Origin of the sequence: Acidovorax sp. MR-S7, from assembly GCF_000400995.2 — a bacterium.
Lineage (GTDB): Bacteria > Pseudomonadota > Gammaproteobacteria > Burkholderiales > Burkholderiaceae_C > MR-S7.
The window spans coordinates 1-25,042 of record NZ_DF238892.1 but is presented as its reverse complement, the minus strand read 5'-3'; the positions used below and the strand labels follow the sequence as shown (position 1 = coordinate 25,042).

General features: G+C 68.1%; 19 protein-coding genes, 1 pseudogene and 1 riboswitch. Of the genes and pseudogenes, 14 read left to right on the top strand and 6 right to left on the bottom strand.

The window, feature by feature from the left end; genetic code table 11:
• Position 1: 1 nt before the first annotated feature.
• On the bottom strand, positions 2–1,306 hold the full coding sequence (locus AVS7_RS00755) for a polyhydroxyalkanoate depolymerase (RefSeq protein WP_020226595.1): 1,305 nt from the start codon (positions 1,304–1,306) through the stop codon (positions 2–4).
• Between the two features lie 179 nt (positions 1,307–1,485).
• The gene (locus AVS7_RS00750) at positions 1,486–2,547 is read right to left on the bottom strand and encodes a GTP pyrophosphokinase family protein (RefSeq protein WP_020226594.1); all 1,062 of its coding nucleotides are present in this window, start codon (positions 2,545–2,547) and stop codon (positions 1,486–1,488) included.
• A gap of 184 nt (positions 2,548–2,731) precedes the next feature.
• Here AVS7_RS00750 and AVS7_RS00745 point away from each other — a divergent pair, with 184 nt between their 5' ends.
• Positions 2,732–5,407 carry an EAL domain-containing protein gene (locus AVS7_RS00745; RefSeq protein WP_020226593.1) on the top strand — a complete coding sequence of 892 codons (2,676 nt, stop codon included), beginning with the start codon at positions 2,732–2,734 and terminating at the stop codon, positions 5,405–5,407.
• A 3-nt stretch (positions 5,408–5,410) separates the two neighbouring features.
• Here AVS7_RS00745 and dusA read toward each other — a convergent pair whose 3' ends face one another.
• The 3 genes and pseudogenes from dusA to AVS7_RS25415 form a co-directional block, all read right to left on the bottom strand.
• Positions 5,411–6,415, bottom strand: a complete 1,005-nt coding sequence (gene dusA / locus AVS7_RS00740) for a tRNA dihydrouridine(20/20a) synthase DusA (protein WP_082176299.1) — start codon at positions 6,413–6,415, stop codon at positions 5,411–5,413.
• A gap of 106 nt (positions 6,416–6,521) precedes the next feature.
• Positions 6,522–7,193: a LysR substrate-binding domain-containing protein gene (locus AVS7_RS00735; protein WP_020226591.1), complete on the bottom strand. Its 672-nt coding sequence runs from the start codon at positions 7,191–7,193 to the stop codon at positions 6,522–6,524.
• Positions 7,194–7,312: 119 nt separating this feature from the next.
• Positions 7,313–7,444, bottom strand: a pseudogene (locus AVS7_RS25415) (LysR family transcriptional regulator); the annotation flags it as partial.
• A 136-nt stretch (positions 7,445–7,580) separates the two neighbouring features.
• Between AVS7_RS25415 and AVS7_RS00730 the strand changes: the two are divergent.
• The 13 genes from AVS7_RS00730 (at position 7,581) to AVS7_RS00670 (ending at position 24,392) form a co-directional block, all read left to right on the top strand.
• On the top strand, positions 7,581–8,351 hold the full coding sequence (locus AVS7_RS00730) for a glutaredoxin domain-containing protein (RefSeq protein WP_034689596.1): 771 nt from the start codon (positions 7,581–7,583) through the stop codon (positions 8,349–8,351).
• A gap of 31 nt (positions 8,352–8,382) precedes the next feature.
• A complete protein-coding gene (locus tag AVS7_RS00725) occupies positions 8,383–9,354 on the top strand; it encodes a tripartite tricarboxylate transporter substrate binding protein (protein ID WP_020226589.1) in 972 nt (323 codons plus the stop codon).
• Between the two features lie 6 nt (positions 9,355–9,360).
• Entirely contained in the window at positions 9,361–10,296 is a 936-nt protein-coding gene (gene trxB / locus AVS7_RS00720) for a thioredoxin-disulfide reductase (protein ID WP_020226588.1), read from the top strand.
• A 208-nt stretch (positions 10,297–10,504) separates the two neighbouring features.
• Positions 10,505–10,769: riboswitch (cobalamin riboswitch) on the top strand.
• A 254-nt stretch (positions 10,770–11,023) separates the two neighbouring features.
• Positions 11,024–13,180: a TonB-dependent receptor gene (locus tag AVS7_RS00715; RefSeq protein ID WP_234449951.1), complete on the top strand. Its 2,157-nt coding sequence runs from the start codon at positions 11,024–11,026 to the stop codon at positions 13,178–13,180.
• Positions 13,181–13,188: 8 nt separating this feature from the next.
• Positions 13,189–14,118, top strand: coding sequence for an ABC transporter substrate-binding protein (locus AVS7_RS00710; protein WP_020226586.1), 930 nt, complete (start codon positions 13,189–13,191; stop codon positions 14,116–14,118).
• Positions 14,118–15,122 carry an iron ABC transporter permease gene (locus tag AVS7_RS00705; RefSeq protein WP_020226585.1) on the top strand — a complete coding sequence of 335 codons (1,005 nt, stop codon included), beginning with the start codon at positions 14,118–14,120 and terminating at the stop codon, positions 15,120–15,122. Before AVS7_RS00710 ends, AVS7_RS00705 begins: the two co-directional genes overlap by 1 nt.
• Positions 15,119–15,886 (top strand): ABC transporter ATP-binding protein, encoded by a 768-nt coding sequence (locus AVS7_RS00700; RefSeq protein WP_020226584.1) that lies wholly within the window; start codon positions 15,119–15,121, stop codon positions 15,884–15,886. The genes AVS7_RS00705 and AVS7_RS00700 overlap by 4 nt, the downstream gene beginning before the upstream one ends.
• A complete protein-coding gene (locus AVS7_RS00695) occupies positions 15,876–16,883 on the top strand; it encodes an LLM class flavin-dependent oxidoreductase (RefSeq protein ID WP_020226583.1) in 1,008 nt (335 codons plus the stop codon). Before AVS7_RS00700 ends, AVS7_RS00695 begins: the two co-directional genes overlap by 11 nt.
• Positions 16,876–17,640 (top strand): (2Fe-2S) ferredoxin domain-containing protein, encoded by a 765-nt coding sequence (locus tag AVS7_RS00690; RefSeq protein ID WP_020226582.1) that lies wholly within the window; start codon positions 16,876–16,878, stop codon positions 17,638–17,640. Before AVS7_RS00695 ends, AVS7_RS00690 begins: the two co-directional genes overlap by 8 nt.
• A gap of 33 nt (positions 17,641–17,673) precedes the next feature.
• Positions 17,674–18,729 carry a cobalamin biosynthesis protein CobW gene (cobW, locus tag AVS7_RS00685; RefSeq protein ID WP_020226581.1) on the top strand — a complete coding sequence of 352 codons (1,056 nt, stop codon included), beginning with the start codon at positions 17,674–17,676 and terminating at the stop codon, positions 18,727–18,729.
• A 58-nt stretch (positions 18,730–18,787) separates the two neighbouring features.
• Positions 18,788–22,591 carry a cobaltochelatase subunit CobN gene (cobN, locus tag AVS7_RS00680; protein WP_020226580.1) on the top strand — a complete coding sequence of 1,268 codons (3,804 nt, stop codon included), beginning with the start codon at positions 18,788–18,790 and terminating at the stop codon, positions 22,589–22,591.
• Positions 22,588–23,709 (top strand): ATP-binding protein, encoded by a 1,122-nt coding sequence (locus tag AVS7_RS00675; RefSeq protein WP_024000722.1) that lies wholly within the window; start codon positions 22,588–22,590, stop codon positions 23,707–23,709. Before cobN ends, AVS7_RS00675 begins: the two co-directional genes overlap by 4 nt.
• A gap of 50 nt (positions 23,710–23,759) precedes the next feature.
• Positions 23,760–24,392, top strand: a complete 633-nt coding sequence (locus AVS7_RS00670) for a VWA domain-containing protein (RefSeq protein WP_020226578.1) — start codon at positions 23,760–23,762, stop codon at positions 24,390–24,392.
• A gap of 24 nt (positions 24,393–24,416) precedes the next feature.
• Here AVS7_RS00670 and AVS7_RS00665 read toward each other — a convergent pair.
• On the bottom strand, positions 24,417–25,042 hold a 626-nt coding region (locus AVS7_RS00665; RefSeq protein ID WP_020226577.1), incomplete at its 5' end, for an ABC transporter substrate-binding protein.

Genomic DNA, 25,042 nt, shown 5'->3' with positions numbered 1-25,042 from the left:
TTCAAGCGGCGTTGCGCGCGCGCCGTGCACGCTGCGCGGCGGCGGCCTGCTGCGCGAGGATGAAGTCGCGCACCTGCGGGTAGACCAGCTCGCGCCAGCGGCGGCCGCTGAAGATGCCGTAGTGGCCCGCGCCCTTGACCTCGAGATGGTGCCGGCTGTCGGCCGGGACGCCGGTGCACAGGCCCTGGGCCGCCTCGGTCTGGCCGGAGCCGGAGATGTCGTCGAGCTCGCCCTCTATGGTCAGCAGCGCCGTGCCGGTGATGTCCTGCGGGCGCACGCGCTCCGGCGTGCCCTCGGGTGAGCGCACGTCCCAGGTGCCGTTGACGAGGCTGTAGTCCTGGAACACCGTCCGGATGGTCTCCAGGTAGTAGTCCGCGTCCATGTCGAGCACGGCGTTGTACTCGTCGTAGAACTTGCGGTGGGCCTCGGCGCTGGCGTCGTCGCCCTTGATGAGGTTCTTGAAATAGTCGTAGTGGCTGGTCGCGTGGCGGTCCGGGTTCATGGCCACGAAGCCCGTGTGCTGCAGGAAGCCGGGGTACACGCGGCGGCCGGCGCCAGGGAAGTTGCTGGGCACGCGGTAGATGACGTTGTTCTCGAACCACTCGAAGCTGCGCTGCGTGGCGAGGTTGTTCACCGCCGTGGGCGAGCGACGCGCGTCGATGGGGCCGCCCATCATGGTCATCGACAGCGGCGTGGCCTCTCCGCGGCTGGCCATGAGCGAGACGGCCGCCAGCACCGGCACCGTGGGCTGGCACACGCTCATGACGTGGCAGTTGCCGTAGGTGGCCTGCAGGTGGCGGATGAATTCCTGCACGTAGTTCACGTAGTCGTCGAGGTGGAACTCCCCCTCGGACATCGGCACCATGCGCGCATTCTTCCAGTCGGTGATGTAGACCTTGTGGCCGGTGAGCATGGTGCGCACGGTGTCGCGCAGCAGCGTGGCGTAGTGGCCGGACAGCGGCGCGACGATCAGCACCACGGGCTGGTCCTTGAGCTTGGCGAGCGTGGCGGGGTCGTCCGAGAAGCGCTTGAAGCGACGCAGCTCGCAGAACGGCTTGTCGATCTCGATGCGCTCGTGGATGGCCACGCCGACACCGTCGACATCTACCGTGCGGATGCCGAACTCGGGCTTTTCGTAGTCCTTGCCCAGGCGGTACAGCAGTTCGTAGCCCGCGGACATGCGCTGGGCGAACTGGGTCTGGCTGAGGGGCGACAGGGGGTTGCTGTAGAGCTTGGCCGTTGCCTGCGCAAGGTCGGCGAACGGCTCCATCAGGGAGCGCTGGGTCTCGTAGAGGGTGTACAGCATGGGGCGGCGGGGGTGTTATGTTGCAGTGCAATATAACAGCTGTGGCATTTGCCTGCTCGTCGTGCAAATACGGATGAATTGTCACTTATGCGACAGAATTTCACGAATGCATGTCCGTGCTGATGCTTGCGTTTTGATAGCTGGCGGCGCTTGCCAGTATTGCGCTGGAGCCGTTTTTTCTATGTGGCCGCAGAGGCTTCGTGCTGCAGCCACGCCTCGAAGGCCTCGCGCGAGCTGTTGCGCAGCGCCCGGCGGAAAACCACCTTGTCCCCCAGGTACAGGCAATGGCGCATCACGGTATACGGGTTGAAGCTGCCCTCGGGGTTTTGCGCCTCGTAGAACTGCTTGTAGCGCTTGACCGTGCCGATGGACTCGCGCAGCAGCGCGTTGAAGCCGGCCCGCGTGATGCCGGGCGACCAGGCGCGGATGTCGTCCACGAACAGATCCACCTTGTGCGCATCGAATTCCTGGTCGTTGAAGAAATGGCGGGCGATCTTCAGGAAGGTGAAGGCGTTGAGCTCGCTGCCGGGCGCGGGGGCGCGGGCGGTGTCGGTTTCCGGCTCGGCGGTCTCGTCGGGGGCGCCGAGCAGCTCGGCGTCGGTGGCGTCGCGGATCTGGCGGAATTCCCGGTCCGCAAGCTCGAACAGGGCCGCCAGCACGTTGATGCGCCGCTTGAGCTCGGCAGGGATGGATTTCTTGTATTTGATCTTGTGGTCCAGCACGCTCCAGGAGTCCTGGACGATGGTGCGCACCTGCAGCTCGAACGGCAGATGCGCATGGGGCGCGCCGTCCCGCGGCTGCGCCGGGCGGGTGCGCAGGTCCAGGTGCAGGCCCTTGTAGCCGAACGAGGATTCCGTGCCCTCCAGGGCGCTGACCTTGTCGGTCACGTCGATCACGTCGAAGTGCGAGCGCACGATCTGGGCCACCTTCTCCAGTTCGTCCTCGTAGAGGCAGACCACGCGCACGCCGATCAGGTCGGTGATGCAGTCCTGGATCTCGTACGGCGCGCCGCTCTCCTCGAGGGCGGCGCGGTACTTGCGCGAGAACTTGCGGATGCACTCGTCGCGGTCCTTCACCCGGCCTTCGACCTTGGCGATGTCGATGTGGCGGGCCTTGGACAGCAGGGACTGCAGCAGCGCCACGCGGGCGGCACAGGTCTGCTCGAGCGCAGCGCGCTCGCGCGCATAGTAGGCGTGGAACGCCGCTTCTTCGGGGGTGAGGTGGGAGGAGGCTGCGGACATGCAGTGCTCTGTGGGAAAGGAGGGCGGCGCCCATGGTAGTGCAACGCGGCGGCCCGGGCGTTGCAATGTGTGGAGCCCCCTTGTATTGGCGCGGGGGATATGCCACTCTCCGCCCCTCATGAATACAGTGGCGCATCACGACCAGTCCCCTCCCTTCGACCGCACAAGCCCCTGGCACCCGGGGATGATCGCCGCGCCGCTGCTGGCCCTGGTGCTGCTGGGGGTGACGTCCCTCTTCTGGCTCAACGGGGAGCGCGCCCGGCACGAGCGGCGCGTGCACGTCTTCGGCACCGCCGTGGAGCGCGTGGTGTCCAACCTGTCGGACCGCCTGGCGGCTTTCGAGATCGTGCTGCGCGGCGTGAAGGGCTATTACGAGGGCTCCGACACCATCGATCCTGCGGAATTCCATGCCTACTTCGAGGCGCTGAAGCTGCCCCAGTCCCGGCTGGGCCTGCAGGGCATCGCCCTGCTGGCGCAGGTGCCGGCCGCGCAGCGCGAGCAGCACGAGGCCCAGATGCGCGCGCTCGGCCTGGCCGGCTACCGCATGCATCCCCGCAGCGACCAGCCGGTGCAGGCCCCCGTCACGCACGTGGAGCCGCAGACGCCGTCCAACCAGGGGCAGCTGGGGCTGGATGCGATGGCGCATCCCGCCCGCCGCGAAGCGCTGGAGCGTGCGCGCGATTCGGGCGGCATGGCATTGACCGGGCCGCTGAACCCCGCGGACGCGCCCGTGCTGCTGGCCATCTACCTTCCCCTGTACCCTCCGGGCGCTCCCCAGGCCACGGTGGCGCAGCGCCGCGCGGGCATCGAGGGCTGGGTGGTCGCGCGGTTCTTTATCGCCGAGGTCATCCGAGGCTTGGCTCAGGAGCTCGACACCGACCTGGCCCTGGCCATCCACGACGGGCCTTCGGTGGCGGGCGGGGAGCAGATATTCGCCTCCCGCGCGGACTATGCCCCCGCCGCTGTCAACGGCGGGCTGGAGTCGGTGCGCAGCCTGGACGTGGGTGGGCGGCGCTGGACCCTGGTGCTGTACCCGCAGCCATCGTTCGAGCAGCGCTTCGAGGGCTACACGCACCACCTCATCGCGCTGCTGGGCGTTGCCTTCAGCCTGCTGGCGGGCTGGTTCCTGGGCATGCAGATCAGCGCCCGCCGCCGCGCCGTGGCGCTGGCGCACGGCATGACGCGCGAGCTGCGCCGGGCGCGGGATGCGCTGGAGGACACGCTCAACGCCGTGCCCGACCTGCTGCTGGAGCTGGACGGCGACGGGCGCATCCACCACTACCGCTCGGCCCGCTCCGACCTCGCCTGCGTGCCGCCAGAGGACCAGATCGGCCGCCTGCTCGCAGAGGTGCTGCCGCCGGAGGCGGCGGCCGAGTTCATGTCCGCGCTGGCCGAGGCGCGTGCCCAGGGCCACTCCGAGGGGCGCCAGTATTGCGTGCCGATGCATGGCGCGCTGCGCTGGTTCGAGCTGTCGGTGGCGCGCAAGGAAGGCGAGGGGGGCTCCCTGCGCTTCATCGCGCTGGCGCGCGATGTCAGCAGCCGCCACGAGGCCGAGGCTGCCATGCACCGCCTGGCCCATTTCGATGCGCTGACGGCGCTGCCCAACCGCCGCCTGCTGCTCGAGCAGATGCATGCCGTGCTGCTGGCCGCGCGCAACGGCGGCGAGCTGGGCGGGCTGTTCTACATCGACCTGGACAATTTCAAGCAGATCAACGATGCGCGCGGCCACGAGGTGGGCGACCACCTGCTGGTGCAGGCGGCCAAGCGCCTGCGCGACCTGGCCGCGCCGGCGGACACCGTGGCCCGCCTGGGCGGGGACGAGTTCGTGATGCTGGTGCCGCGCCTGGGGCGCGACCCCGGGGCGGCGCGCCTGCAGGCGCTGCAGTTCGCGCAGCGCCTGCGCGACAGCCTGGACGCGCCCTATGCCATGGACGGCGCGCGCTACAGCAGCACGGCCAGCATCGGCGTGACGCTGTTCCCCAAGGGCGCGGAGGGCGTCGCCGACCTGCTGCGCGAGGCCGACACGGCCATGTTCCGCGCCAAGGACCAGGGGCGCAACCAGGTGTGCTTCTTCGAGCAGGGCATGCATGCCGCGGTGCAGGAGCGCCTGGCGCTGGAGCAGGACCTCAAGAGCGCGGTGGCCAATGATGCCCTGGCCACCTACGTCCAGCCTCAGGTCGATGCCAAGGGGCGCCTCACGGGCGGGGAGCTGCTGTTGCGCTGGAGCGATCCCGTGCGCGGCGCCGTGCCGCCCGCGCGCTTCATCGCGGCGGCGGAGGAGGCGGGGCTCATCGCCCGCATGGGCGCACGCGTGATCCACCAGGCCTGCGCCGCGCTGGCGGAGCTGGCGCAGCGTGGGCGGGCGTTGTCGATCTCCGTCAACGTGAGCCCGCGCCAGTTCCGCCAGGTGGACTTCGTGGCGCAGGTGCGCCAGGCGCTGGCCGACACCGGCGCGCCGGCCCATCTGCTGACGCTGGAGGTCACCGAGGGCCTGCTGGTGGAGAACTGGCAGGACACGGCCGAGCGCATGAACGAGCTGGTGGCGCTGGGCGTGCGGTTCTCGATCGACGATTTCGGCACGGGCTATTCCAGCCTGGCCTACCTGAAGAAGCTGCCGCTGTACGAGCTGAAGATCGACCGCAGCTTCGTGCAGGACACGCCGGGCGACCCCAACGATGCCGCCATCGTGCAGGCCATCCTCTCAGTGGCGGGCCACCTGGGGCTGCGTGTGGTGGCCGAAGGCGTGGAGACGCAGGAGCAGGCCGACTTCCTCACCTCCCGCCACTGCGACGGCCTGCAGGGCTACCTGTTCGGCAGGCCCGAGCCTTTGGCAGGCTGGCTCGCCCGCATCGCGGCCTGAGGTTCAGGCGCCGGCCGCGGCGACACCGGGCTTGGTGCGGGCCAGCGCCATCACCTCGCGGGCGGGAAGGTGCTTGAGGCGGTGGTCGCTCCACACCTGGCGCCAGCGGCGGGCACCCGGCAGGCCGTTGCGCAGGCCCAGCATGTGGCGCGCGACCGCGTACCAGTGCGTGCCGTGCCCGGCGGCCTCGCGCTCCATGTAGGCCACCATGTCCTCTTCCACCTGCTCGCGCGTCAGGGCGGAGGGCGGGGCGCCGAAGAACTGCGCGTCCCAGCGCGCCAGCCACCAAGGGTTGTGGTAGGCCTCGCGGCCTACCATCACGCCGTCCACCTGCGCCAGTTGCGCGTGCACCGCCTCGTCCGTCTGGAAGCCGCCGTTGATGGCGATGGTCAGGTGCGCGAAATCCTGCTTAAGCCGTGCCGCGACCTCGTAGCGCAGCGGCGGGATCTCGCGGTTTTCCTTAGGGCTCAGGCCCTCCAGCCAGGCGTTGCGCGCATGCACGGTGAACACGCGGCAGCCTGCTTCGGCCACGGTGCCCACGAAGTCGCGCACGAAGCCGTAGTCTTCGCTCCGTCCGATGCCGATGCGGTGCTTCACCGTCACCGGCACATCCACCGCGTCCGCCATGGCCTTCACGCAGTCGGCCACCAGGCGCGGCTCGTTCATCAGGCAGGCGCCGAAAGCGCCGCGCTGTACGCGCTCGCTCGGGCAGCCGCAGTTCAGATTGATCTCGTCGTAGCCCCACTGCGCACCCAGGCGCGCGGCATGGGCCAGGTCCGCAGGCTCGCTGCCGCCGAGCTGCAGCGCCACAGGGTGCTCGGCGTCGTGGAAGCGCAGATGGCGCGGCACGTCGCCATGGATCAGCGCGCCGGTGGTGACCATCTCTGTGTAGAGCAGGGCGTGGTGCGAGAGCAGGCGGTGCAGGTAGCGGCAGTGGCGGTCGGTCCAGTCCATCATGGGGGCAACCGAAAGCCGCCACATCGGAAATTTCTCTTGTTCTTTAGGCATGAAGCGCTCTGGCATGGGGTTGCGGCTATTTTCGTTTTTCCTGATTTCCCCAAGTTTTACCTGGTGTCATCGCGCTTTGCCTGCGGGCAGGTACTTTGTGAAAAATCTAGGGTTGCCGCTCTTTTTCGCTGCCCGCCTGAAGAGGAGCGAGCAAATGGTCCATCAGGAGCTGCGCCGCCGCTGGCAGCGTCGTCCGACTTCTGACGCACAGGGCGAACTGTCTCCGGGCCCATGGCTCGTCGAGACGGCATATGTGCAGTGGAACTGTCCTGGCATTGCGTCGGGCCATGCTCTCGGGAAGCAGCGCGATGCCGAGGCCGGTGCTGACCATCGTGCAAAGCGCGTCGAAACTGGTCACCTGGATCTTGATGTTCACCTCGCGCCGCGCTTCCTGGGCGGCACGATTCAACAGGATGTTGATCGCGCTGCCCGTGTGCAGCCCGATCAGGTCATGGGCCAGCAGGTCGGGCAAGGTGACAGCCTTGCGCAATGAAAGGGGATGGCCCTTGGGTGTGATCAATGCCAGGCGGTCGGAGTGGTAGCCGTGCTGCTCCAGGTTGGGCGGCATTGCGACCAGGGGAAGAAAGATGCCCACATCGGCCGCGTTCTCCGCCACCGCTTTCACGACCATGGGGCTCAGCCTCTCTTCGAGCTGCACCTGCACGTTGGGATGTTCGTCCATGAACGAGCGCAACGGCTCCGACAGGAACTGGGTGATGGCCGACATGCTTGCACACACCCGCACCAAGCCACGCACCCCTGAGGAGAAGCTCTCCATGGCACCCGCACTTGATCGAGCTCAGCCAGTGCCGAGCGGGCAAGCTTGGTCAGGGCCAAGCCGGCTCCCGTGGGCTCCACTCCCTTGTTCGTGCGTTGCAGGAGCTGGCTGCTGAGCACCGTTTCCAATTCGCTCAGACGCTTGCTCACGGCTGCGGCAGACAGGTGTTCGGCCTCGGCAGCCGCGGCGATGGTGCCGGTCTCAACCACGCGGATGAAAAGCCGCAGGCTGACAGGGTCGATCTGGTTCATGGTGGTGGTCGGTCTCCAGCCGTAACTTTACGTGATGGCAGGCTCGAAAAATGTCGCTTTTCTGCTGGTCGCCCGGTCTCGAGAATCTGCGCAACCCATCACTGCGCAACCAGCGCCAAACCTCACGAGGCCATACATGGAAACAGCGTCTTCATCGTCAACCAGGATCAAGGTCTTCTGGCAGCCGGGCTGCTCATCGTGCTTGCGCACGAAGGAGTTCCTCACCAAGCATGGCATCGATTTCGAGTCGATTGATGTGCATGGCAACCCCCAGGGAATGGCGCAATTGCGAGCGCTCGGTGCGCGCAGCGTGCCGGTCGTATCGCTGGGAGACAAGTACACGCTGTGCCAGTCGTTCGATGACGTGGTGAAGTTCCTGGGCTTGAATGTCCAGCTCGCGGAGCGCCTTCCACCTGAGGTGCTGGTACAGAAGCTGCTCACCGTTTTGGCCGCTGCCGCGCGCTACACGCTCCAGTTTCCCGAGGACAAGTTCCGCTTGTTTTTCCGCGAGCGCAAGCGTTCGGCGGCAGACACTGCGTTCCACGTCTTCCGCGTTGCCGAGATGGGGCTGGAGGCTGGTGAGCAGAAGGAACTCGAGTTCGAAGGCTTCAATGACCTCCCTCCTGCAGACTGGACCGCGCAGCAGATCGCTGATTTCGGCCTCGGCGTGCGCGACCGCTTTGCTGCGTGGTGGGAAAGCTGCGCCGACAAGACGATGCAGTTCACCGTGCCGACCTATTACGGCCGGCACACCATGCACAACGTCATGGACCGCACTACCTACCACGCAGCGCAGCACACGCGCCAGCTCATTCTCATGCTGGAGGACTATGGCGTTGCAGCTGCCGGACCGCTGACCCCCGAAGACCTCCAAGGGCTGCCACTGCCCGAGAAGGTATGGGGCTGACCTTCTTCGAACTATAAATACTGGAGACACGATGAAGTTCCATTCGATTCGCAGCCTGGGCGCCATTGCCAGCCTCGCGCTCGCCACCATCGCCGCAGCAGACCCTTCCTATCCCAACCGGCCTATTCGCGTAGTCATGCCGTTTGCTCCGGGAGGAGGAGGCGATCTGGTCATCCGGTCGCTGACGGACAAGCTCGGCCAGCGGCTGGGGCAACCAGTCGTCGTCGACAACAAACCAGGCGCATCGGGTTTCATCGGCGCTGCCATCGTTGCCAAGTCGCCGGCGGATGGGTACACGCTGCTCATGGGCTTCGATGGATCCTTGGTGACTGCCACTCACCTGATCAAGCCGCAGTTCGATCCGCTGAACGATTTCGTTGCCGTCACCAAGCTTGCCGACGCTCCCCTGGTTTTGCTTGCCCACTCGTCGGTCAAGGAAAACACCCTCGCTGAATTGGTGACGGCAACGAAGAACATGCCTGGGGGCATGGCCTATGGTTCTGCCGGACGCGGCACGACCCATCACTTGGTCGGGGAACTCCTGGCCCTCAAAACCGGGGTGAAACTGACCCATGTGGCCTACAAGGGCGGTGGCCAGGCGGTGGCGGACGCCGCGGCCGGACAGGTCCCCCTGCTGGTGACGGTCATTCCCACCGCAGCGGCATTCATGAAGGAAGGGCGGCTGAAACCCATCGGCATCACGAGCCGCGAGCGGTCTCCCACCCTGCCTGAGGTCCCGACCCTGATGGAGCAAGGCGTGCGCGATTTCGACGTCATGTCCTGGTACGGCATCTTTGCTCCGGCCAAGACTCCGGCCGGCATCGTCGATCGGCTGCAAAAGGAACTCGCAGCGGTTCTTGCCGACCCGGAAGTACGTGCGGTCTACGCCCGCGCAGGATTCCAGCCGGCGGGCAACACCCCTGCTGAGTTTGATCGACAGTACAAGGCAGACTACAAGCGGTGGGCGCAGGTAGTCAAGGAAGCCAACATCCAGGTGGACTGAGCGGACATGACGCATGCGAAATTGATCATCCTGGGATCCGGGCCGGCAGGCTACAGCGCGGCCGTCTACGCGGCGAGGGCGAATCTTCAGCCCTTGCTCATCACAGGACAGGCCGAGGGTGGCCAACTGATGACGACCACAGACGTTGACAACTGGCCCGCGGATGTTCATGGCGTGCGAGGGCCCGAGTTGATGAAGCGATTCATGGAGCACGCACAACGGTTCAAGACGCAGATCGTGATCGACCATATCGACAAGGTCGACTTGCAAAAACGGCCCTTTGCGTTGGCCAGCGCCAGCAGGTCTTACACGTGCGACGCGCTCATCGTGGCAACGGGTGCCTCAGCGAAGTACCTGGGGTTGCCGTCCGAGCAGCAATACATGGGACGCGGGGTTTCGGGCTGCGCAACTTGTGATGGATTCTTCTATCAGGGCCAGGACGTCTGCGTCGTCGGTGGCGGGAACTCGGCGGTCGAGGAAGCGCTGTATATGTCCAACATCGCGAAGTCGGTCACCCTGATCCATCGCCGCGACAAGTTCAGGGCTGAGCCTATCCTCGTGGACAAGGTTTATGAAAAGGTGGCGGAAGGAAAGATCACCCTCAGATTGCACAGCGCTGTCGACGAGGTCCTCGGTGACGACTCCGGGGTGACCGGCGTACGCATCAGGAATGTATTGACTGGCGAGTCTGAGGATTTGGCGCTGCAAGGCTGCTTTATCGCGATCGGTCACCACCCGAACACCGAGATCTTCAGGGGCCAGTTGGAGATGAAAGACGGCTACATCGTCACCCGTCCCGGCAACCGGGGAATGGCAACCATGACAAGCCTGCCAGGCGTATTCGCAGCCGGCGATGTTCAGGACCATGTGTACCGGCAAGCAATCACCAGTGCTGGCACGGGGTGCATGGCTGCTTTGGATGCTTTGAGTTTTCTGGAGTGATGGCTGTCCGTGTTGCGAAGGCTGGTTTGCTCCTGTGCGACATGGCCCAGCCCCGAGGAATAGCGCTTCCTGCACGTGTGCTGCACCAATTTGTCGCAGTTGGCCTTCCGAGAAACCAGATCAGGTTTTTCCGAGATAATCGCGCCCAAGCATTCTTCCGAAGCCTGCCGGTTTTGGACGGGACGCTTGGATTCGAAGGTGCCTGTAATAGGGCTGCGATGTCAAAAGCATCCAGTTCCCCAGGTTAAACGGGAAGCAGGTGAGCGGCCTTCATTGGCTCGCGATTCCTGCGCTGCCCCCGCAACGGTCAGCGAAATCTCCGGTTCTCATGCCACCGGCTCAATGAGCCAACGGCGGTCACTGCGCTCCATACGGCGTGGGAAGGCGACGAACCGAGTCTGCGCATTTGTCAGTAGCACGACTGCGCAGGCGTTTCGCAAGCCCGGATACCGGCCTTTGTTATCGCTTCGGACGCCGCGGGAGGGCGCAGTCCGGGCTGGCCGGCAAGGGGCTGCGCATGACTCGTGGTGTACGCGGGGACGTGGTGACATGCCGGGCCTACCCGTGGAATGTGCGGAACGCGGCGTGTTTTGACAACACGGCCAGTGGCTTCGCGGGTGGGCGAAGCGTGGCTCAGGAACATCGCATGCCTTCCATCGATATTCAGCGGGCTGTACGCCGCCACGCTTTCGGGTCCTTCCTTCCATTCCATCTGCAGCGTGGTGCTGTGCTGTGCGCTGTGGCCTGGGCGGCCACCTCGGCCATGGCGCAGGAGCAGCGTTCCAATTCCATAGGCCAGCCCAAAGCACTGGAAGAGGTGTTCGTCACCGCTACGGCGCGTCCCGAGGATCGCTCCCGCATCGCGGCCACGACCCAGACGATCGGCCGGGAAGACATCGAACGCTCGTCCGCCAGGTCGATCACCGATCTGCTGGCCGAGCACGCCGTCGGGTTCCTGAGCGAATGGACTGCGGCGCAGACTTCGCTGAACATGCGCGGCGCTGCGACGGACGGGCAGGGGCGCGACTACCGTGGCCAGGTGCTGGTGCTGCTCAATGGCCGCCGCGCAGGTACGGCCAACCTCTCCAAGCTGAGCCTGTCCGACGTGCAGCGCATCGAGATCGTGCGCGGGCCCGCTTCGGTGGTGTACGGCAGCCAGAACATGGGGGGTGTCATCAACATCATCCTGCGCAACGGCGCAGACGGCGGGCGCAACCGCGCGCAGGTGGTGGCCAGTGGGTGGGGTGGCTGGCGCACCGACGCGCAGATCGGCGGCGCGACCGACAAGTGGGACTGGTACGTGGGTGCCAGTGCCGGCGGGCGTGACGACTACCACTCCGGCAGCGGCGGCTCCGAGATGAAGAACACGAGCTGGAAGCGCCGGGGGGCGACGGGCGCGCTGGGCTGGCAGATCGCTGATCTGCACCGCGTGGAGCTGCAGGCTCGCACAGATGGCATCTACAACGCGGGATTTCGCGGATCGGGGGGGAATATCCACAGCCGCGACAACCGCTATAACCAGTCAGCCGACCTGAAGTACGAGGGCGCGCTGCCGGGTGAGCGCGTGAGCTGGCTGGCGCACCTCTACACCTTCCGCGACGTGGATGAATTCAACTGGGCCTCCCCAGTCATCAGGTCGGGCGTCAATGCCGTACCAGGCACGTCGCGCGACTACAACCACCGCGCCCTGGACGCCACGGGGCTGCGGCTGCAGCCGCGTTTGCGGCTCACGGATACGAACGACCTGCTGTTCGGCTTCGACTACGAGAAGAACCGCCTGCGCTCGGACCGTGAGCGCGATCCCATGCCTGGCGGCCCCACGGGGCAAGTCGCGCCCTACGACAACAATCAGACCGAGCACACCAAGGCGCTGTATTTCGAAAATGCGCAAAGTTTCTTCGACAAACGCCTGACGCTGCGTGCGGGCGCACGCAAAACATGGGGCGAAACACGCTTCGACCAGACGCCGAATGTGCCCATGGCCGTGACGACGGCGCGGGACTACGACAAGCTCACCTGGTCGACAGGCGCGACCTGGAAGGCGACCGATGCATGGAGCTTGCGCGCGGGTGCGTCCACGGGCTTCCGCGCGCCGACGGCCAGCGAGCTGTCCGCGGATTTCACGGCGGTGGGCGGCGGCCGCATCTTCGGCAACCCCAACCTCAAGCCTGAATCGAGCCGCCAGTTCGAGATCGGCACCACGTACCGGCAAAGCGCATGGAGGTTCGACGCGGCGCTGTTCCAGAACACGATTTCCGACCGCATCATCACTGTGTCGCGCGGCCCGACCACCAATACGTCGGATTACGCGAACAATGCCGCGGACATCGTCGCGCGCGGTCTCGAAATCAGCGCCAACGCCGATGTGGGCAAGCTGCTCGGCCTGCCGCTGGGCGGGCACGCCCTGACGGCTTTCGGCAACGGCTACTACCACTTCCAGATGAAGGACAAGGGTGCAGCGGCGACAGCCAACACCGACCGCGTGCAGCGCATGTACAAGTACGAAGCCTCCGCCGGCATGCGCTATGCGCGCGGCATGGACCGCAATGCCGGCGACTGGAGCATGCAGCTCACCGCGCTGCTGCGCGGCCCGATGTGGTACGACACGGAAGAGAACCTGCTCGTTCCCCTGGGTGAGCCGAGCAGCACCTGGATCCACCGCAAGGGCGCCTTCACGGTGTGGAACATGCGTGCGGATTACCGCCTGAGCCGCAGCGTGAAGCTGTTCGGCGGCGTGAACAACCTCTTCAACCTCAACCGCCACCCCATCTTCATTGCACTGGACCAGCGGCCCTGCATCGCCAATCCCCTCTTCCAGAACGGCAGTTGCGGCACCTCCATGCCGGGCCGCGAATGGATGGTGGGTTTGCAGGCCGACTTCTGAAGCCGGCGATGCAGTTGCAGGCAGGACGCAGCCATGTCCGGCGGCTGAGCCGGCGCAGCCTGGTGGGCGCTGGTGTCGCGCTGGGCGTGGCTGCGCATTGGCCCGCTGCGAACGCGGCGCCCATCGCCCTGCGCGACGCGCTGGGCCGCAGCGTGGCGCTGGCGGCGCTGGCGCGGCGCATCGTGACCATCTTTTCGTCGAACACGGAGCTGGTCGCATCGCTGGGCCTGGCGGACCGGATCGTGGGCGTGGAGGACTACACGCGCTTTCCGCCCGAAGTCGCCGGCCTGCCCAAGGTGGGCGGGCGGCTCGGGTTCTCGGTGGATGCCGTGGTGGCGCGCCGGCCCGACCTGGTGATCGTCACGCCCGCGCGCCAAGCCGCGCACCAGCTCGTGGACCCGATGGAGCGCATCGGCGTACCCATCATGGTGCTGCTCAGCCGCACGCTGGACGAGGTGATCGGCAACGTGCGGCTGGTGTCGCAGGCGACAGGCGTGCCCGCGCGCGGCGATGCGTTGGCCGCTTCGCTGGAAGAGCGCCTGCGCGCCGTGGATGCGCGCATGGCGGGCCGCGCCGCGCCCAGCGCGCTGATGGTCACCGGCCGCATGGGCAATGGCATGCTGCTCGTGGCACGGCCGCAAACCTATACCGGCGAGGCCATCGTGCACGCGGGCGCGCGGCACGCGATGCCGGACATCGGCACGCTGGCCCAGGTTTCGCCCGAGGCGGCGCTGGCCTCCAACCCCGACGTGCTGCTGTTCGCCGGTGCCCAGGCTGCGCTGGACGACCTGGTGCAGAGGCCCGGCTGGCGCGACATGCGCGCGGTGCGGTGGCGCCGGGCCATCACGGTATCGCGCTCGGAGTTCCTGATCCCCGGGCCGCGCACGTTCGACGGCATCGAGACGCTGGCCCAATGGATACGCGGGAGACAAGGCTGATGCGGCACAACGCAGTCTGGCTCCCGGCCCTTGCCGTGCTGGCGCTGTGCCTGCTGTTGGGCGCCTGCGCGGGCCACCAGTGGGCCACACCCGCCGAGATCTGGCGCGCGTTCACCGACAGCGACACGCTGCGCAGCCGCCTGCTGTGGGAATGGCGGCTGCCGCGCGTGCTGGCCGCCGCCTGCGTGGGCGCGCTGCTGGGGCTGTCGGGGGCGGTGTTCCAGGGCGTGTTCCGCAACCCGCTGGCCGAGCCCTACCTGCTGGGCGCCTCGGGCGGCGCGGCGCTGGGCGCGACCGTGGCCCTGCTGGTGCCGCTGGGGCTGCCGCAATCGTGGCTGCTGCCGCTGCTCGCGTTCTGCGGTGCCTGGGGCGCCACGGTGCTGGTGCTGGCCGTGGCGCGCGTGGCGGGCGCGCTCGACGCGCCGGGCATGCTGCTGGCCGGCGTGGCCATGGCGGCGATGCTCGGCGCCATCCGCTCCTTCCTGATGCTGGCGCTGTCGGACGAAACCGTGAGCCTGCAGGTCGTCATGAGCTGGGTGCTGGGCGGCATACAGACACCCACCTGGAAGGGCTTCGCCGTGCTAGCGCTGATCACGCTCGCGTGCCTGGCGGTCACGCAGGCCGCCGCGCGCGGGCTCGACCTGCTCGGGCTGGGCGACGCGACGGCCCAGGGCTTCGGCCTGGACGTGAAGCGCTTCGTGCCGCGCGCGGTGCTGCTGGGCTCGCTGGTGGTCGCGGCCGCCGTGGCGTATGGCGGGCTGGTGGCCTTCGTGGGGCTGGCAGCGCCGCACATCGCGCGCTGGTTCGTGGGCACGCGGCACCGCAGCGTGCTGCCCGCAAGCGCCCTGGCAGGCGCCATCGTGGTGACGGTGGCCGATGCCATCGCACGCAGCGTGCTGCCGCCGGCCGAAGTGCCGCTGGGCCTCATCACCGCCGTGGCGGGCGGGCCGTTCTTCATCGTGCTGCTCGCGCGCCGCCTGCGCGCGCAGGGGGGCCGCGCATGATGGCGCAGTCCATGCTGGCCGCGCGCGGCCTGACCCTGGCGCGGCAGAACCGCACGCTGGTCGATGGCGTTTCGCTTGGCCTGCCCGCCTGCGGCGCGGTGGCGCTGATCGGGCCCAACGGCGCGGGCAAATCCAGCCTGCTCCACCTGCTGGCCGGGCAGGCCGCGCCCAGCGCGGGCGAGGTGCTCTGGCAGGGCCAGCCCCTGGCCGCGCTCGGCGTGCCCGAGCGCGCGCGGCGCATCGGCTACATGCCGCAGCGCTTCGACCCGTATTGGGACGTGACGCTGGCCGACCTCGTGGCCATGCGCGTGCAGGGCCGCGCGAGCGCCGCGCAGGTGCTGGAGGGCGCGGGCCTGCAGGCCTTCGCCGCCAGGCGCTGGAGCACGCTCTCGGGCGGCGAACGCGCGCGCGGCATGCTCGCCGCGGTGCTGGCCACCGACCCGCCCGCACTGCTGGCCGACGAGCCCGGCGCCGCGCTCGACGTGCAGCACCGGCTGGCGCTGGTGGAATCGCTCGCGGCGCGTGGGCGCGAGCGGCTGGTGGTCGTGGTCATGCACGACCTGGACCTGGCCTTCGAGTGCTTCGACCGCGTGGTCGTCATGCACGAGGGCCGCATCGCGCTGGACGGCACGCCGGGCGATCTGCTGCACCACGCGGCGCTCGACGACGTGTTCGGCGTGCGTTTCGAGCGCATCGCCATCCCGCCGCAGACCCTGCTGCGCGCGCGGCGCAAGGCCATGGAGGAGGGCGCTGGTGCGCATTGACCTTGCAGGCTGGACGCGCGAGGCCACGGCCGGCGACAGCCAGGCTTTTTTCTCGCTCTTCGAGCGCGCCGACCGCCTGGGCTACCACGGCGTGTGGTTCAGTGAATTCCGTGTGCCGCGCGCGCCGTGGCCTTACCCGTCGCCGCTGCTGCTCGCCGCCGCGCTGCTGGCGCGTACCGAGCGGCTGCGCGTGGGCACGTCGGTGCTGGTGCTACCGCTGCACCACCCGCTGGTGCTGGCCGAGGAGATCGCGCAGGTGGACTGCCAGAGCGGCGGCCGGCTGGACGTGGGCATCGGCCGGGGCACCGAGCCGGATTCGCTGGAGTGCCTGGAGATTGACCCGCAGTCCACGCGCGAGCGCTTCGAGCAGGGCGCGCGCATCCTGCGCGACGCTTTGCGCGGCGATACCGTCGAGGCGCGCGAGGGTCCGTGGCGCTTCGCACCGCGCACGCTGGGCATGCCGCCCGTGCAGCGCCCGCATCCGCCGATCTACGTCGCAGCCTCGACGCCCGAATCCATCGCGTTCGCGGTGCAGGAGGATTTCCCCCTGCTGCTCAGCCTGGAGCCGCCCGAGACCACGCAGCTCGAACGCCTGGACCACGCGGCGCTTTCGCTGGGGCAGGGCGGCACGGCCTTGCGCGCGCGCTCGTCGCTGGCACGCTACGTGTGCATCGGCGCCAGTGCGCAAGCTGTGCAGGAACAACTCGGCACGCTGTGGGACAAGCTGCATGCGCGCCGCGTCTTCTTCGCGGGCAAGCGCGGCGTGCCCGCATCCGAGGTGCCGCCGATCGATGTGGCTAAGGTGCTGGCCGAGCAGTTCGTCTGGGGCACGCCCGAGCAGTGCCATGCGCAGATCGCCGCGCTGCGGGCGCGCACGGGCATCGCGCAGTTGCGCTGCGTCTTCAACGGCAATGGCCTGTGGAACAACGAACAGGCGCTGCAAGGCATGGAGCTGTTCGCGCGCGAAGTCATGCCTGCGCTGGGCCGCGATGACTGAGCTTGCGCCGATCGCCGTCATCCTCCTGGCCCGGGGCGGCGTCTACTCGGCCGCCGCCAGCGATCTGGCGCAACTGGCCGAGCGCGTGCACGAGGCGCTGGCCGCCCAGGGCAGCGCGCCGACGCGGGTGCAGCCTGCGTTCGCCGACCGTCTGCACCCCTCGCTGCCCGAGGCGCTCGACGCCTGCGCCGCTGCCCGCACCGTCGTCATCGTCCCCGTCATGTCGCCCGACGAGCCGCCGCTGCGCCGCTGGCTGCACAAGCTGGTCATGCGTTGGCGCGCGGGCCGCGCCGATGGCCCCCGGCTCGTCTTCGCCGACCCGCTGCTGCAGACGCCGCAACTGCCCGAGATGCTGGCCTGCACGGTGCGGCGCTCGCTGGCGCTGCCGGACGTGGCCGCCGTGACCGGAGAAGACGCCTGGGAGCGCGACCCTGTGGGCTGGTCCAGCGTGCCCGAGCATCGGCACCACGTGCTGTGGTGCATGGGCCCGCGCTGCGCGGCCAAGGGCGCCGTGCAGCAGTGGCCGCAGCTCGCGCAGACGGTGCGCGAGACGCCGGCCCTCAAGAAGCGCGTGATGCTGCTGCAGACCAGTTGCCAGCACCCCTGCAACCATGGTCCGCTCATGATCGTCTACCCCGAAGGTGTGTGGTACGGCCCATTGGCCGAGGCCGATATGGGGCGGGTGCTCACGCAGCACGTGCTGCATGGCCTGGTGGATGAGGCGCTGCGCGTCCACGGCCCGAAGGCCTTGCCCTGATTTTTGAGTTTCTTCTTTCTCGGAGCCCGATCCATGCAAACCACCAAGATCCCCGCCACCATCGTCACCGGCTTCCTGGGCAGCGGCAAGACCACGCTGATGCGCCACATCCTCGAACAGGCCAAAGGCCTGCGCGTGGCCGTCATCGTCAACGAGTTCGGCGAGCTGGGCATCGACGGCGAAATCCTCAAGACCTGCGCCATCGGCTGCAAGGAAGAAGGCGGCGCCGACGCGCCCGAGGGCCAGATCTACGAGCTGGCCAACGGCTGCATGTGCTGCACCGTGCAGGAGGAATTCTTCCCCGTGATGAAGGTGCTGGCCGAGCGCCGCGACGCCATCGACGTGTTGCTGATCGAGACCAGCGGCCTGGCCCTGCCCAAGCCGCTGGTGCAGGCCTTCCAGTGGCCCGAGATCACGAGCGTCTTCACCGTGGACTCGGTCGTCACCATGGTGGACACTCCCGCCGCCGCCGCAGGCCAGTTCGCGCACGACCCGCATGCCGTTGATGAACAGCGCCAGGCCGACCCCAACCTCGACCACGAGGCCGACTTGCACGAACTGTTTGAAGACCAGCTTTCCGCCGCCGACCTGGTCGTGCTGTCCAAGGCCGACTTGGTCAGCCTCGAAGAACTGGCCCAGGTGCGCGCCCTCGTCGCTGAAGAAGTGCCCGCCGCCGTCAAGATGGTCGAGGCCGTGCAAGGCAGCGTGCCCCTGGCCGTGCTGCTGGGCCAGCACCGCGCGGCAGAGGCGCACATCGACGAGCGCCACTCCAACCACGACCACGATGAAGACCACGACCACGACGCCTTCGACTCGCTGCACATCGACCTGGGCGCGGTGGACAAGGAGCGCCTGATGCAGGCGCTGCAAGCCATCGTGCAGCAGCACGCCGTGCTGCGCGTCAAGGGCTTCGCCGCGCTGCCGGGCAAGAAGATGCGCCTGCTGGTGCAGGGCGTGGGGCGGCGCTTCGACGCCTACTTCGACCGCGCCTGGAAGGACGGCGAGGCGCAGGCCACGCGGCTGGTGTTCATCGGCCAGCACCTTGACGCGGCGGTGCTGCGCGCAGCGCTGGCGGGTGCGGAAATTTAAGGTCAAATTGGCCTCTAGCGCTTATCCATCAAGCGCAAGTAGCTACCATTTTTGAAGCATGCACCTACTCAGCACCCGCCCTGGCGGCTTTGTCGAAGACGAGAGCATCGTCACCCGGCTCGACCAGACGCCCGCCGACATGGTGGTGCTCAGTTCCGCCGACACCACGCTGTCGCTGCTGGCCGATGCCTACCGGCTGTGGCAGCAGGCCGAGCCCGATGCGCCCACGCTGCGATTAGCGAACCTGCTGCACCTGCGCCAGAGCGCGTCGCTCGACCTGTACATCGACGAAGTGCTGCAACACGCCAGGCTGGTCATCGTCGATCACCTGGGCGCGGAGTCGGCCTGGCCCTATGGCATGGAGCAACTGCGCAAGCTCGCGCAGCAGCAGGGGCAGAAGCTGGCGATGTTCTCGGGCGACAGCCAGGAAGATGCCGAACTGCTGGTCAAGGGCACGCTGGCGCCCGAGCACAGCCGCGCGCTGTGGCAATACCTGCGCGCCGGGGGCCTGGGCAATGCGCGCGAATTCCTGCGCATGGGCGCAGCCTGGGGGCTGGGCCGTGCCGTGGAGGGCGCGCCGGTGCGCGTGCTGCCGCCCGTGGCCGTGCATGTGCCGCTGGCCTGGATGGGCGATGCGCCGGGCCGCGTTCCCGGCCTCGACGATTTGCAGGCGCGCTGGAAGCCCGGCGCGCCCGTGGTGATGCTGGTGTTCTACCGCTCGCACCTGCTGGCCGCCAACACCGATGCCTTCGACGCCATGGCCGGGGCGCTTCTCGCCGAGGGCCTGAACCCGCTGCCGTTGGCGCTCGAATCGCTCAAAGACGCGCTGTGCCTGGAAACGTTGCGCGCGCTGTGCGTGGCGCACAACGTACAACTCATCCTCAACACCACGGCCTTCGCCGCGCTGGGCGAGCACGCGCGCGGCGGCGGCGATACGGATGCGCTGGCGGGCGACGTGCCCGTGCTCCAGGTGATCGCCAGCGGTGCCAACCGCGACGACTGGCTGGCCGACGCCCAGGGCCTGCGCCCGCGCGACATCGCCATGCAGGTGGTGCTGCCCGAGATGGACGGCCGCATCATGACGCGCGCCATGAGCTTCAAGGGCCTGGCGCACCGCTGCGAGCTCACGCAGACCGACGTGGTGGCCTACCAGCCTGAGCCCGACCGCGTGGCATGGATCGCGGAGCTGGCGCGGCGCTGGTGCGCGCTGCGCAGCAAGAGCGCCGCCGCCAAGCGCGCCGCGCTGGTGCTCGCCAACTACCCCGGCAGCGAGGCGCGCATGGGCAGCGGGGTAGGGCTGGATACGCCCGAATCCGTGATCGCGCTGCTGGCGCAACTGGAGCGCGACGGCTGGAGCCTGGGCGATGCAGCAGAGCGCCCCGCCAGCGGCCAGGCGCTGATGGAGCGCTTGCAGCAGGGCATTGCCAATGACCCGGCAAAATGGCCACTGCGCCGTGCACAGCAGGGCTATTCGCTGCACGCCTATAGCGAGCGGCTGGCGCAACTGCCCGAGGGCATGGCCGACGCAATCACCGCCCAGTGGGGCACACCCGAGCAAGACCCCATGCTGCGCGATGGCTGGTTCATGGTGGCCGGGCTGCAACTCGGCAACGTCTTCGTCGGCATACAGCCCGCACGCTCGCTCGATGGCCGCAACGGCTACGCCCAATACCACGACGCCGAGCTGGTGCCGCCGCACTACTACCTGGCCTTCTACTTCTGGCTGCGCGACAGCTTCGCCGTCGATGCCATCGTGCATGTGGGCAAGCACGGCAACCTCGAATGGCTGCCCGGCAAAAGCTTGGCGCTGTCGCAACACTGCTGGCCCGACGCCATCCTGGGGCCGCTGCCACACGTCTATCCGTTCATCGTCAACGACCCCGGCGAGGGCGCTCAGGCCAAGCGCCGCAGCCAGGCCGTCATCATCGACCACCTGATGCCGCCGCTCACGCGCGCCGAGAACCGCGGCCCCATGCAGGAGCTGGAGCGGCTGGTGGATGAGTACTACGACGCGCTGCTCGTCGATCAGCGCCGTGCCGTGCTGCTGCGCTGTCAGATACTGGACTGCGCGAAATGCCAGGATTTGCTGAGCGAACTGGGCGTGGACGCCGCGCAGGACGATCAAGTCCTGGAGCGCATCGACGCCTATCTGTGCGAGCTTAAAGAAACCCAGATACGCGACGGCCTGCACATCTTTGGCCGCTCGCCCGAGGGCAGCCTGCGCGACTCCACGCTGCTCGCCCTGACGCGCTACCCGGCGGCGGGCGAGCAGGGCCTGCTGAACGCGCTGGCTGCCGACCTGCTGCCCGGCTGCGACTGGAACCCGCTGGACATGGACGCGGCCGTCGCTTGGACCGGGCCGCGCCCGCAGGTGCTGGCCGAACTCGACCCCGGCCCCTGGCGCCACGGCGGCGACACGCGCGAGCGGCTGGAACTGCTGGCCTTGCAAGTGCTGGCCCGGCCCGAGACCGCCCGGGACTGGCCGCAGACACGGCAGGCCCTGCACCGCATCCACGCACAGATCGCCCCCGCGCTCGACGCCTGCGGCAGCGAGGAACTGCGACAGTTCTCGCGCGCGCTGCAAGGCCGCTTCGTGCCGCCGGGGCCCAGCGGCTCGCCCTCGCGCGGGCGCTGCGACACCTTGCCCACGGGGCGCAATTTCTACACCGTCGATACGCGCGCGATTCCCACGCAGACCGCCTGGGCGCTGGGCCAGCAGGCCAGCGAGCGGCTGATCGCGCGCTATCTGCAGGAGCACGGCGAATACCCGGCGGCCATCGGCCTCTCGGTCTGGGGCACGGCCACCATGCGCACGGGCGGGGACGACATCGCGCAGGCGTTCGCGCTGATTGGAGTGCGCCCCAAATGGGCACCGGGCAGCCAGCGCGTGGTGGACTTCGAGGTCATCCCGCGCGTGGGCCTGCACCGCCCGCGCGTGGACGTGACGCTGCGCATCAGCGGCTTCTTCCGCGATGCCTTCCCGGGCGTGGTGCAGATGTTCGACGCCGCCGTGCGCGCCGTGGCCGAGCAGGACGAGGACGCCGAGGACAACCCCATCCGTGCGCGCGTGCTGCGCGATGCCGCCGCGTGGGTGGAGCAGGGCATGGACGGCGCCCAAGCCCATGAACAGGCGCTGTGGCGCGTGTTCGGCGCGCCCGCAGGCAGCTACGGCGCCAACATGCACGACCTGCTGCGCTCGGGCCAATGGAGCGACGCGGGCGACTTTGCGCGCCATTACCTGCACTGGGGCGCGTTCGCCTACGGCCAGCAGGCCGACGGCGTGCCCGCGCGCCAGGCGCTGGAGCGCCGCATGCAGGCGCTCGACGTGGTGCTGCAGAACCAGGACAGCCGCGAGCACGACCTGCTCGACTCCAGCGAGTACTACCAGCACCAGGGCGGCATGGCCGCCGCCGTGCGTCACCTGGGCGGTGGCGAGCCCGCCATTTACCACGGCGACCACGGCAACCCGCAGTCCGCCAAGATCCGCTCGCTGGCCGAGGAGATCGGCCGCGTGGTGCGCGCCCGCGTCACCAACCCCAAGTGGATTGCCGGCGCCATGCGCCACGGCTACAAGGGCGCATTCGAGATGGCAGCCACGGTGGACTACCTGTTCGGCTTCGACGCGACCACGCAGCTCGTCTCCGACACGCACTACGCGCTGGTCACGCAAGCCTATGTGCAGGACGAGGCCGTGCGCCAGTTCCTGCGCGAGCACAACCCGCAGGCGCTGGGCGACATCGTGGGCCGGCTGCTCGAAGCCATCGACCGGGGCATGTGGGAGCAGCCCGGCGATCTGCATGACGCGCTGCTCGCGCAGATGCTCGCGCAGGAAGAATTCATGGAAGGACGCGCGCCGCAATGACCCCGACATTTCCGCTATCGGCGATTCAAGGCCAGCCGCAACTGGTGCAGGCGCTGCTACTGGCCGCCATCGAGCCCGCGCTGGGCGGCGTGCTGATCCAGGGCCCGCGCGGCACGGCCAAATCGACGGCGGCGCGCGCGCTGGCCGACGTGCTGGCGCCTGCGCCCTTCGTCACGCTGCCGCTGGGCGCGTCCATCGAGCACGTGGTCGGCAGCCTCGACCTCTCGAAAGCGCTGGCGGGCAGCGAGGTGGCCTTCGCGCCCGGCCTGCTGGCCAAGGCGCACGGCGGCGTGCTCTACGTCGATGAAATCAACCTGCTGCCCGACGCCATCGTCGATGTGCTGCTCGACGTGGCCGCATCGGGCGTCAACCGCGTGGAGCGCGACGGCATCTCGCACAGCCACGCGGCGCGCTTCGTGCTGATCGGCACCATGAACCCCGAGGAGGGCACGCTGCGGCCGCAACTGCTGGACCGGCTGGGTTTGTGCGTGCAGCTTGCCAATGCGCAGGACCCGCGATTGCGCAGCGCCATCGTCAAGGCGCGGCTGCGCTTCGACCTCGAACCTGCGGGTTTTCTGCAAGACCATGCGCAGGAGCAAGCCCGTATCGCCGAACGCCTGCGACAGGCGCGTACGCGCTGTGCCGATGCCGGCCAACTGCTCTGGAGCGATGCCGTGCACGAGGAAGTGGCGCGTCAATGCATAGAAGCGCAGGTGGACGGCCTGCGCGCCGACCTTGTGATGCTGCGTGCGGCGCGCGCGCTGGCCGCGTGGGAGGGCTGCGACGCGATCACGGAGCACCATGTGGCCGAGGTCGCGCCCTTGGTGCTGCTGCACCGCGCCGGGGAGCCTCAACGCCAAGCTCCGCCTGCTCCCGCATCGGCACCCTCTCCATCCTCCGCGCCTGTGCCTGGGCCCCAGGCGCGCTCCAGCAGTACGGCCAACTTTCATCAGAACAATGCCGCCACGCATAGCCAGGAACAGCCGCCCCTTGATTGGGGCGAACCTCAGCCCGTGGCCAGCGCTCCGGTGGATGCACAGCGGGCCGACGCATTGGCGCTGGCTGCCCTGGAGGCACTGGCCGCAAAAAAAGCCCGCGCCCCCGGCCCGCAGCGCTGACGCCAGCGGCGCACCGCCCCGGCCGGGGGCAACAGGACGCAGCGTTCTTGATGGGGAACGGACTCGCAAGCCATGCGCAAGTCAAGGCGCAGCGCTTCCCCGGCGCCACGCTTGACTGGCCCGCCACGCTGCGCGAGCGGCGCAGCCGGCCGCTCGCGCCCGCGCATTTGCGCTGGCGCCAGCATTTCGGCCAACTTCATTCGCTGCATGTGTTCGCACTCGACTGTTCGGGCTCGATGCGCGAGAGTGGCGCCTTCGCCCAGGCCAAGGGCCTGCTGCTGCAATGGATGCGCTGGGCCTACGTGCAACGCACGCCGGTCGCGCTGCTGTGCTTTGGCGCGGGGCAAGTCCAATGGCGTCTGCCGCCGCGTCGCGCGCCGCAATGGAATGCCGATCTGATCGAGCCGCTGCCTGGTGGTGGCGGGACCCCACTGGCCCAGGCGCTGCATGCGGCCTGGGCGCTGATGTCCAGGCGGGCCGAGGAGCGCAAGACCCTTTGGGTGCTCAGTGACTTCCGCAGCCCTGACGTGCTGTCGCTGGTCAGGCAGCCCCCTCCACTGCGGTTGCGTCATGTGCTGGTCGATGGAGAGGTTCCGGCGCGCGCCAGCCACCGTGTATTCGGCGGAGCACAGCGTTTGGTGCAGGCTTGGCCGGGTGCGGTGCGGATCACCGCCAATGGATGAGGCTCGGACAAGGGGGGTGGGCGGCTATTGTTTTGACATGGCAGCATTCGGTAGCGCCAGCCGTTGCAAGCACTGCACGATCAACCTCGCCGCTTCGTCGATGCGCGGGCCCGGGCGCACCAGGATGTCGTATTCGTCATTCGGTATGCGGCAATGGCCGTTGTTCCTCAGTGCCGCAATGCGATTCCAGCCCTGGCGGTTTGACGGCGGTATGGCAGTCTCTGCCATGGTGATGATCAGATCGGGATTGGCGCGCACCACGTATTCCGGATTGAGCCGGGGGTACATGGGCAGGTCTCGCCCCGCAATATTCACCAAGCCCAGGCCTTGCAGCGTCTGGCCTATGAACGATGCCTCGCCAGCGGCCGTGGCAGATGTGCCGCCGTGCAGTTCGAAATACACCTTTTTGCCCTGCCACTTTGGCGGGATCTGGCGCTGCAGCATGGCCAGTTGCTCGCTCGTCCGCCGCCATAACCGTATGCCCGAGCCAGGCCGGCCGAGCAGAACGGCGAGAGTCTCCAGTACCTGAGCCATGTCTTCGTAAGTCTGCGCATCCAGCGCCAGCACCCTGATACCTAGGGAAGGTCTGCACAACCCTGCCGCCACCCGCGTGATGTGAGACATTGCCGACATGAAGCAAATGAGCCTGG

Coding starts and splice junctions, on each gene's coding strand:
- AVS7_RS00755 (WP_020226595.1), bottom strand. CDS start 1,306: ATGCTGTACACCCTCTACGAGACCCAGCGCTCCCTGATGGAGCCGTTC.
- AVS7_RS00750 (WP_020226594.1), bottom strand. CDS start 2,547: ATGTCCGCAGCCTCCTCCCACCTCACCCCCGAAGAAGCGGCGTTCCAC.
- AVS7_RS00745 (WP_020226593.1), top strand. CDS start 2,732: ATGATCGCCGCGCCGCTGCTGGCCCTGGTGCTGCTGGGGGTGACGTCC.
- dusA (WP_082176299.1), bottom strand. CDS start 6,415: ATGCCTAAAGAACAAGAGAAATTTCCGATGTGGCGGCTTTCGGTTGCC.
- AVS7_RS00735 (WP_020226591.1), bottom strand. CDS start 7,193: ATGGAGAGCTTCTCCTCAGGGGTGCGTGGCTTGGTGCGGGTGTGTGCA.
- AVS7_RS00730 (WP_034689596.1), top strand. CDS start 7,581: ATGGAAACAGCGTCTTCATCGTCAACCAGGATCAAGGTCTTCTGGCAG.
- AVS7_RS00725 (WP_020226589.1), top strand. CDS start 8,383: ATGAAGTTCCATTCGATTCGCAGCCTGGGCGCCATTGCCAGCCTCGCG.
- trxB (WP_020226588.1), top strand. CDS start 9,361: ATGACGCATGCGAAATTGATCATCCTGGGATCCGGGCCGGCAGGCTAC.
- AVS7_RS00710 (WP_020226586.1), top strand. CDS start 13,189: ATGCAGTTGCAGGCAGGACGCAGCCATGTCCGGCGGCTGAGCCGGCGC.
- AVS7_RS00705 (WP_020226585.1), top strand. CDS start 14,118: ATGCGGCACAACGCAGTCTGGCTCCCGGCCCTTGCCGTGCTGGCGCTG.
- AVS7_RS00700 (WP_020226584.1), top strand. CDS start 15,119: ATGATGGCGCAGTCCATGCTGGCCGCGCGCGGCCTGACCCTGGCGCGG.
- AVS7_RS00690 (WP_020226582.1), top strand. CDS start 16,876: ATGACTGAGCTTGCGCCGATCGCCGTCATCCTCCTGGCCCGGGGCGGC.
- cobW (WP_020226581.1), top strand. CDS start 17,674: ATGCAAACCACCAAGATCCCCGCCACCATCGTCACCGGCTTCCTGGGC.
- cobN (WP_020226580.1), top strand. CDS start 18,788: ATGCACCTACTCAGCACCCGCCCTGGCGGCTTTGTCGAAGACGAGAGC.
- AVS7_RS00675 (WP_024000722.1), top strand. CDS start 22,588: ATGACCCCGACATTTCCGCTATCGGCGATTCAAGGCCAGCCGCAACTG.
- AVS7_RS00670 (WP_020226578.1), top strand. CDS start 23,760: ATGGGGAACGGACTCGCAAGCCATGCGCAAGTCAAGGCGCAGCGCTTC.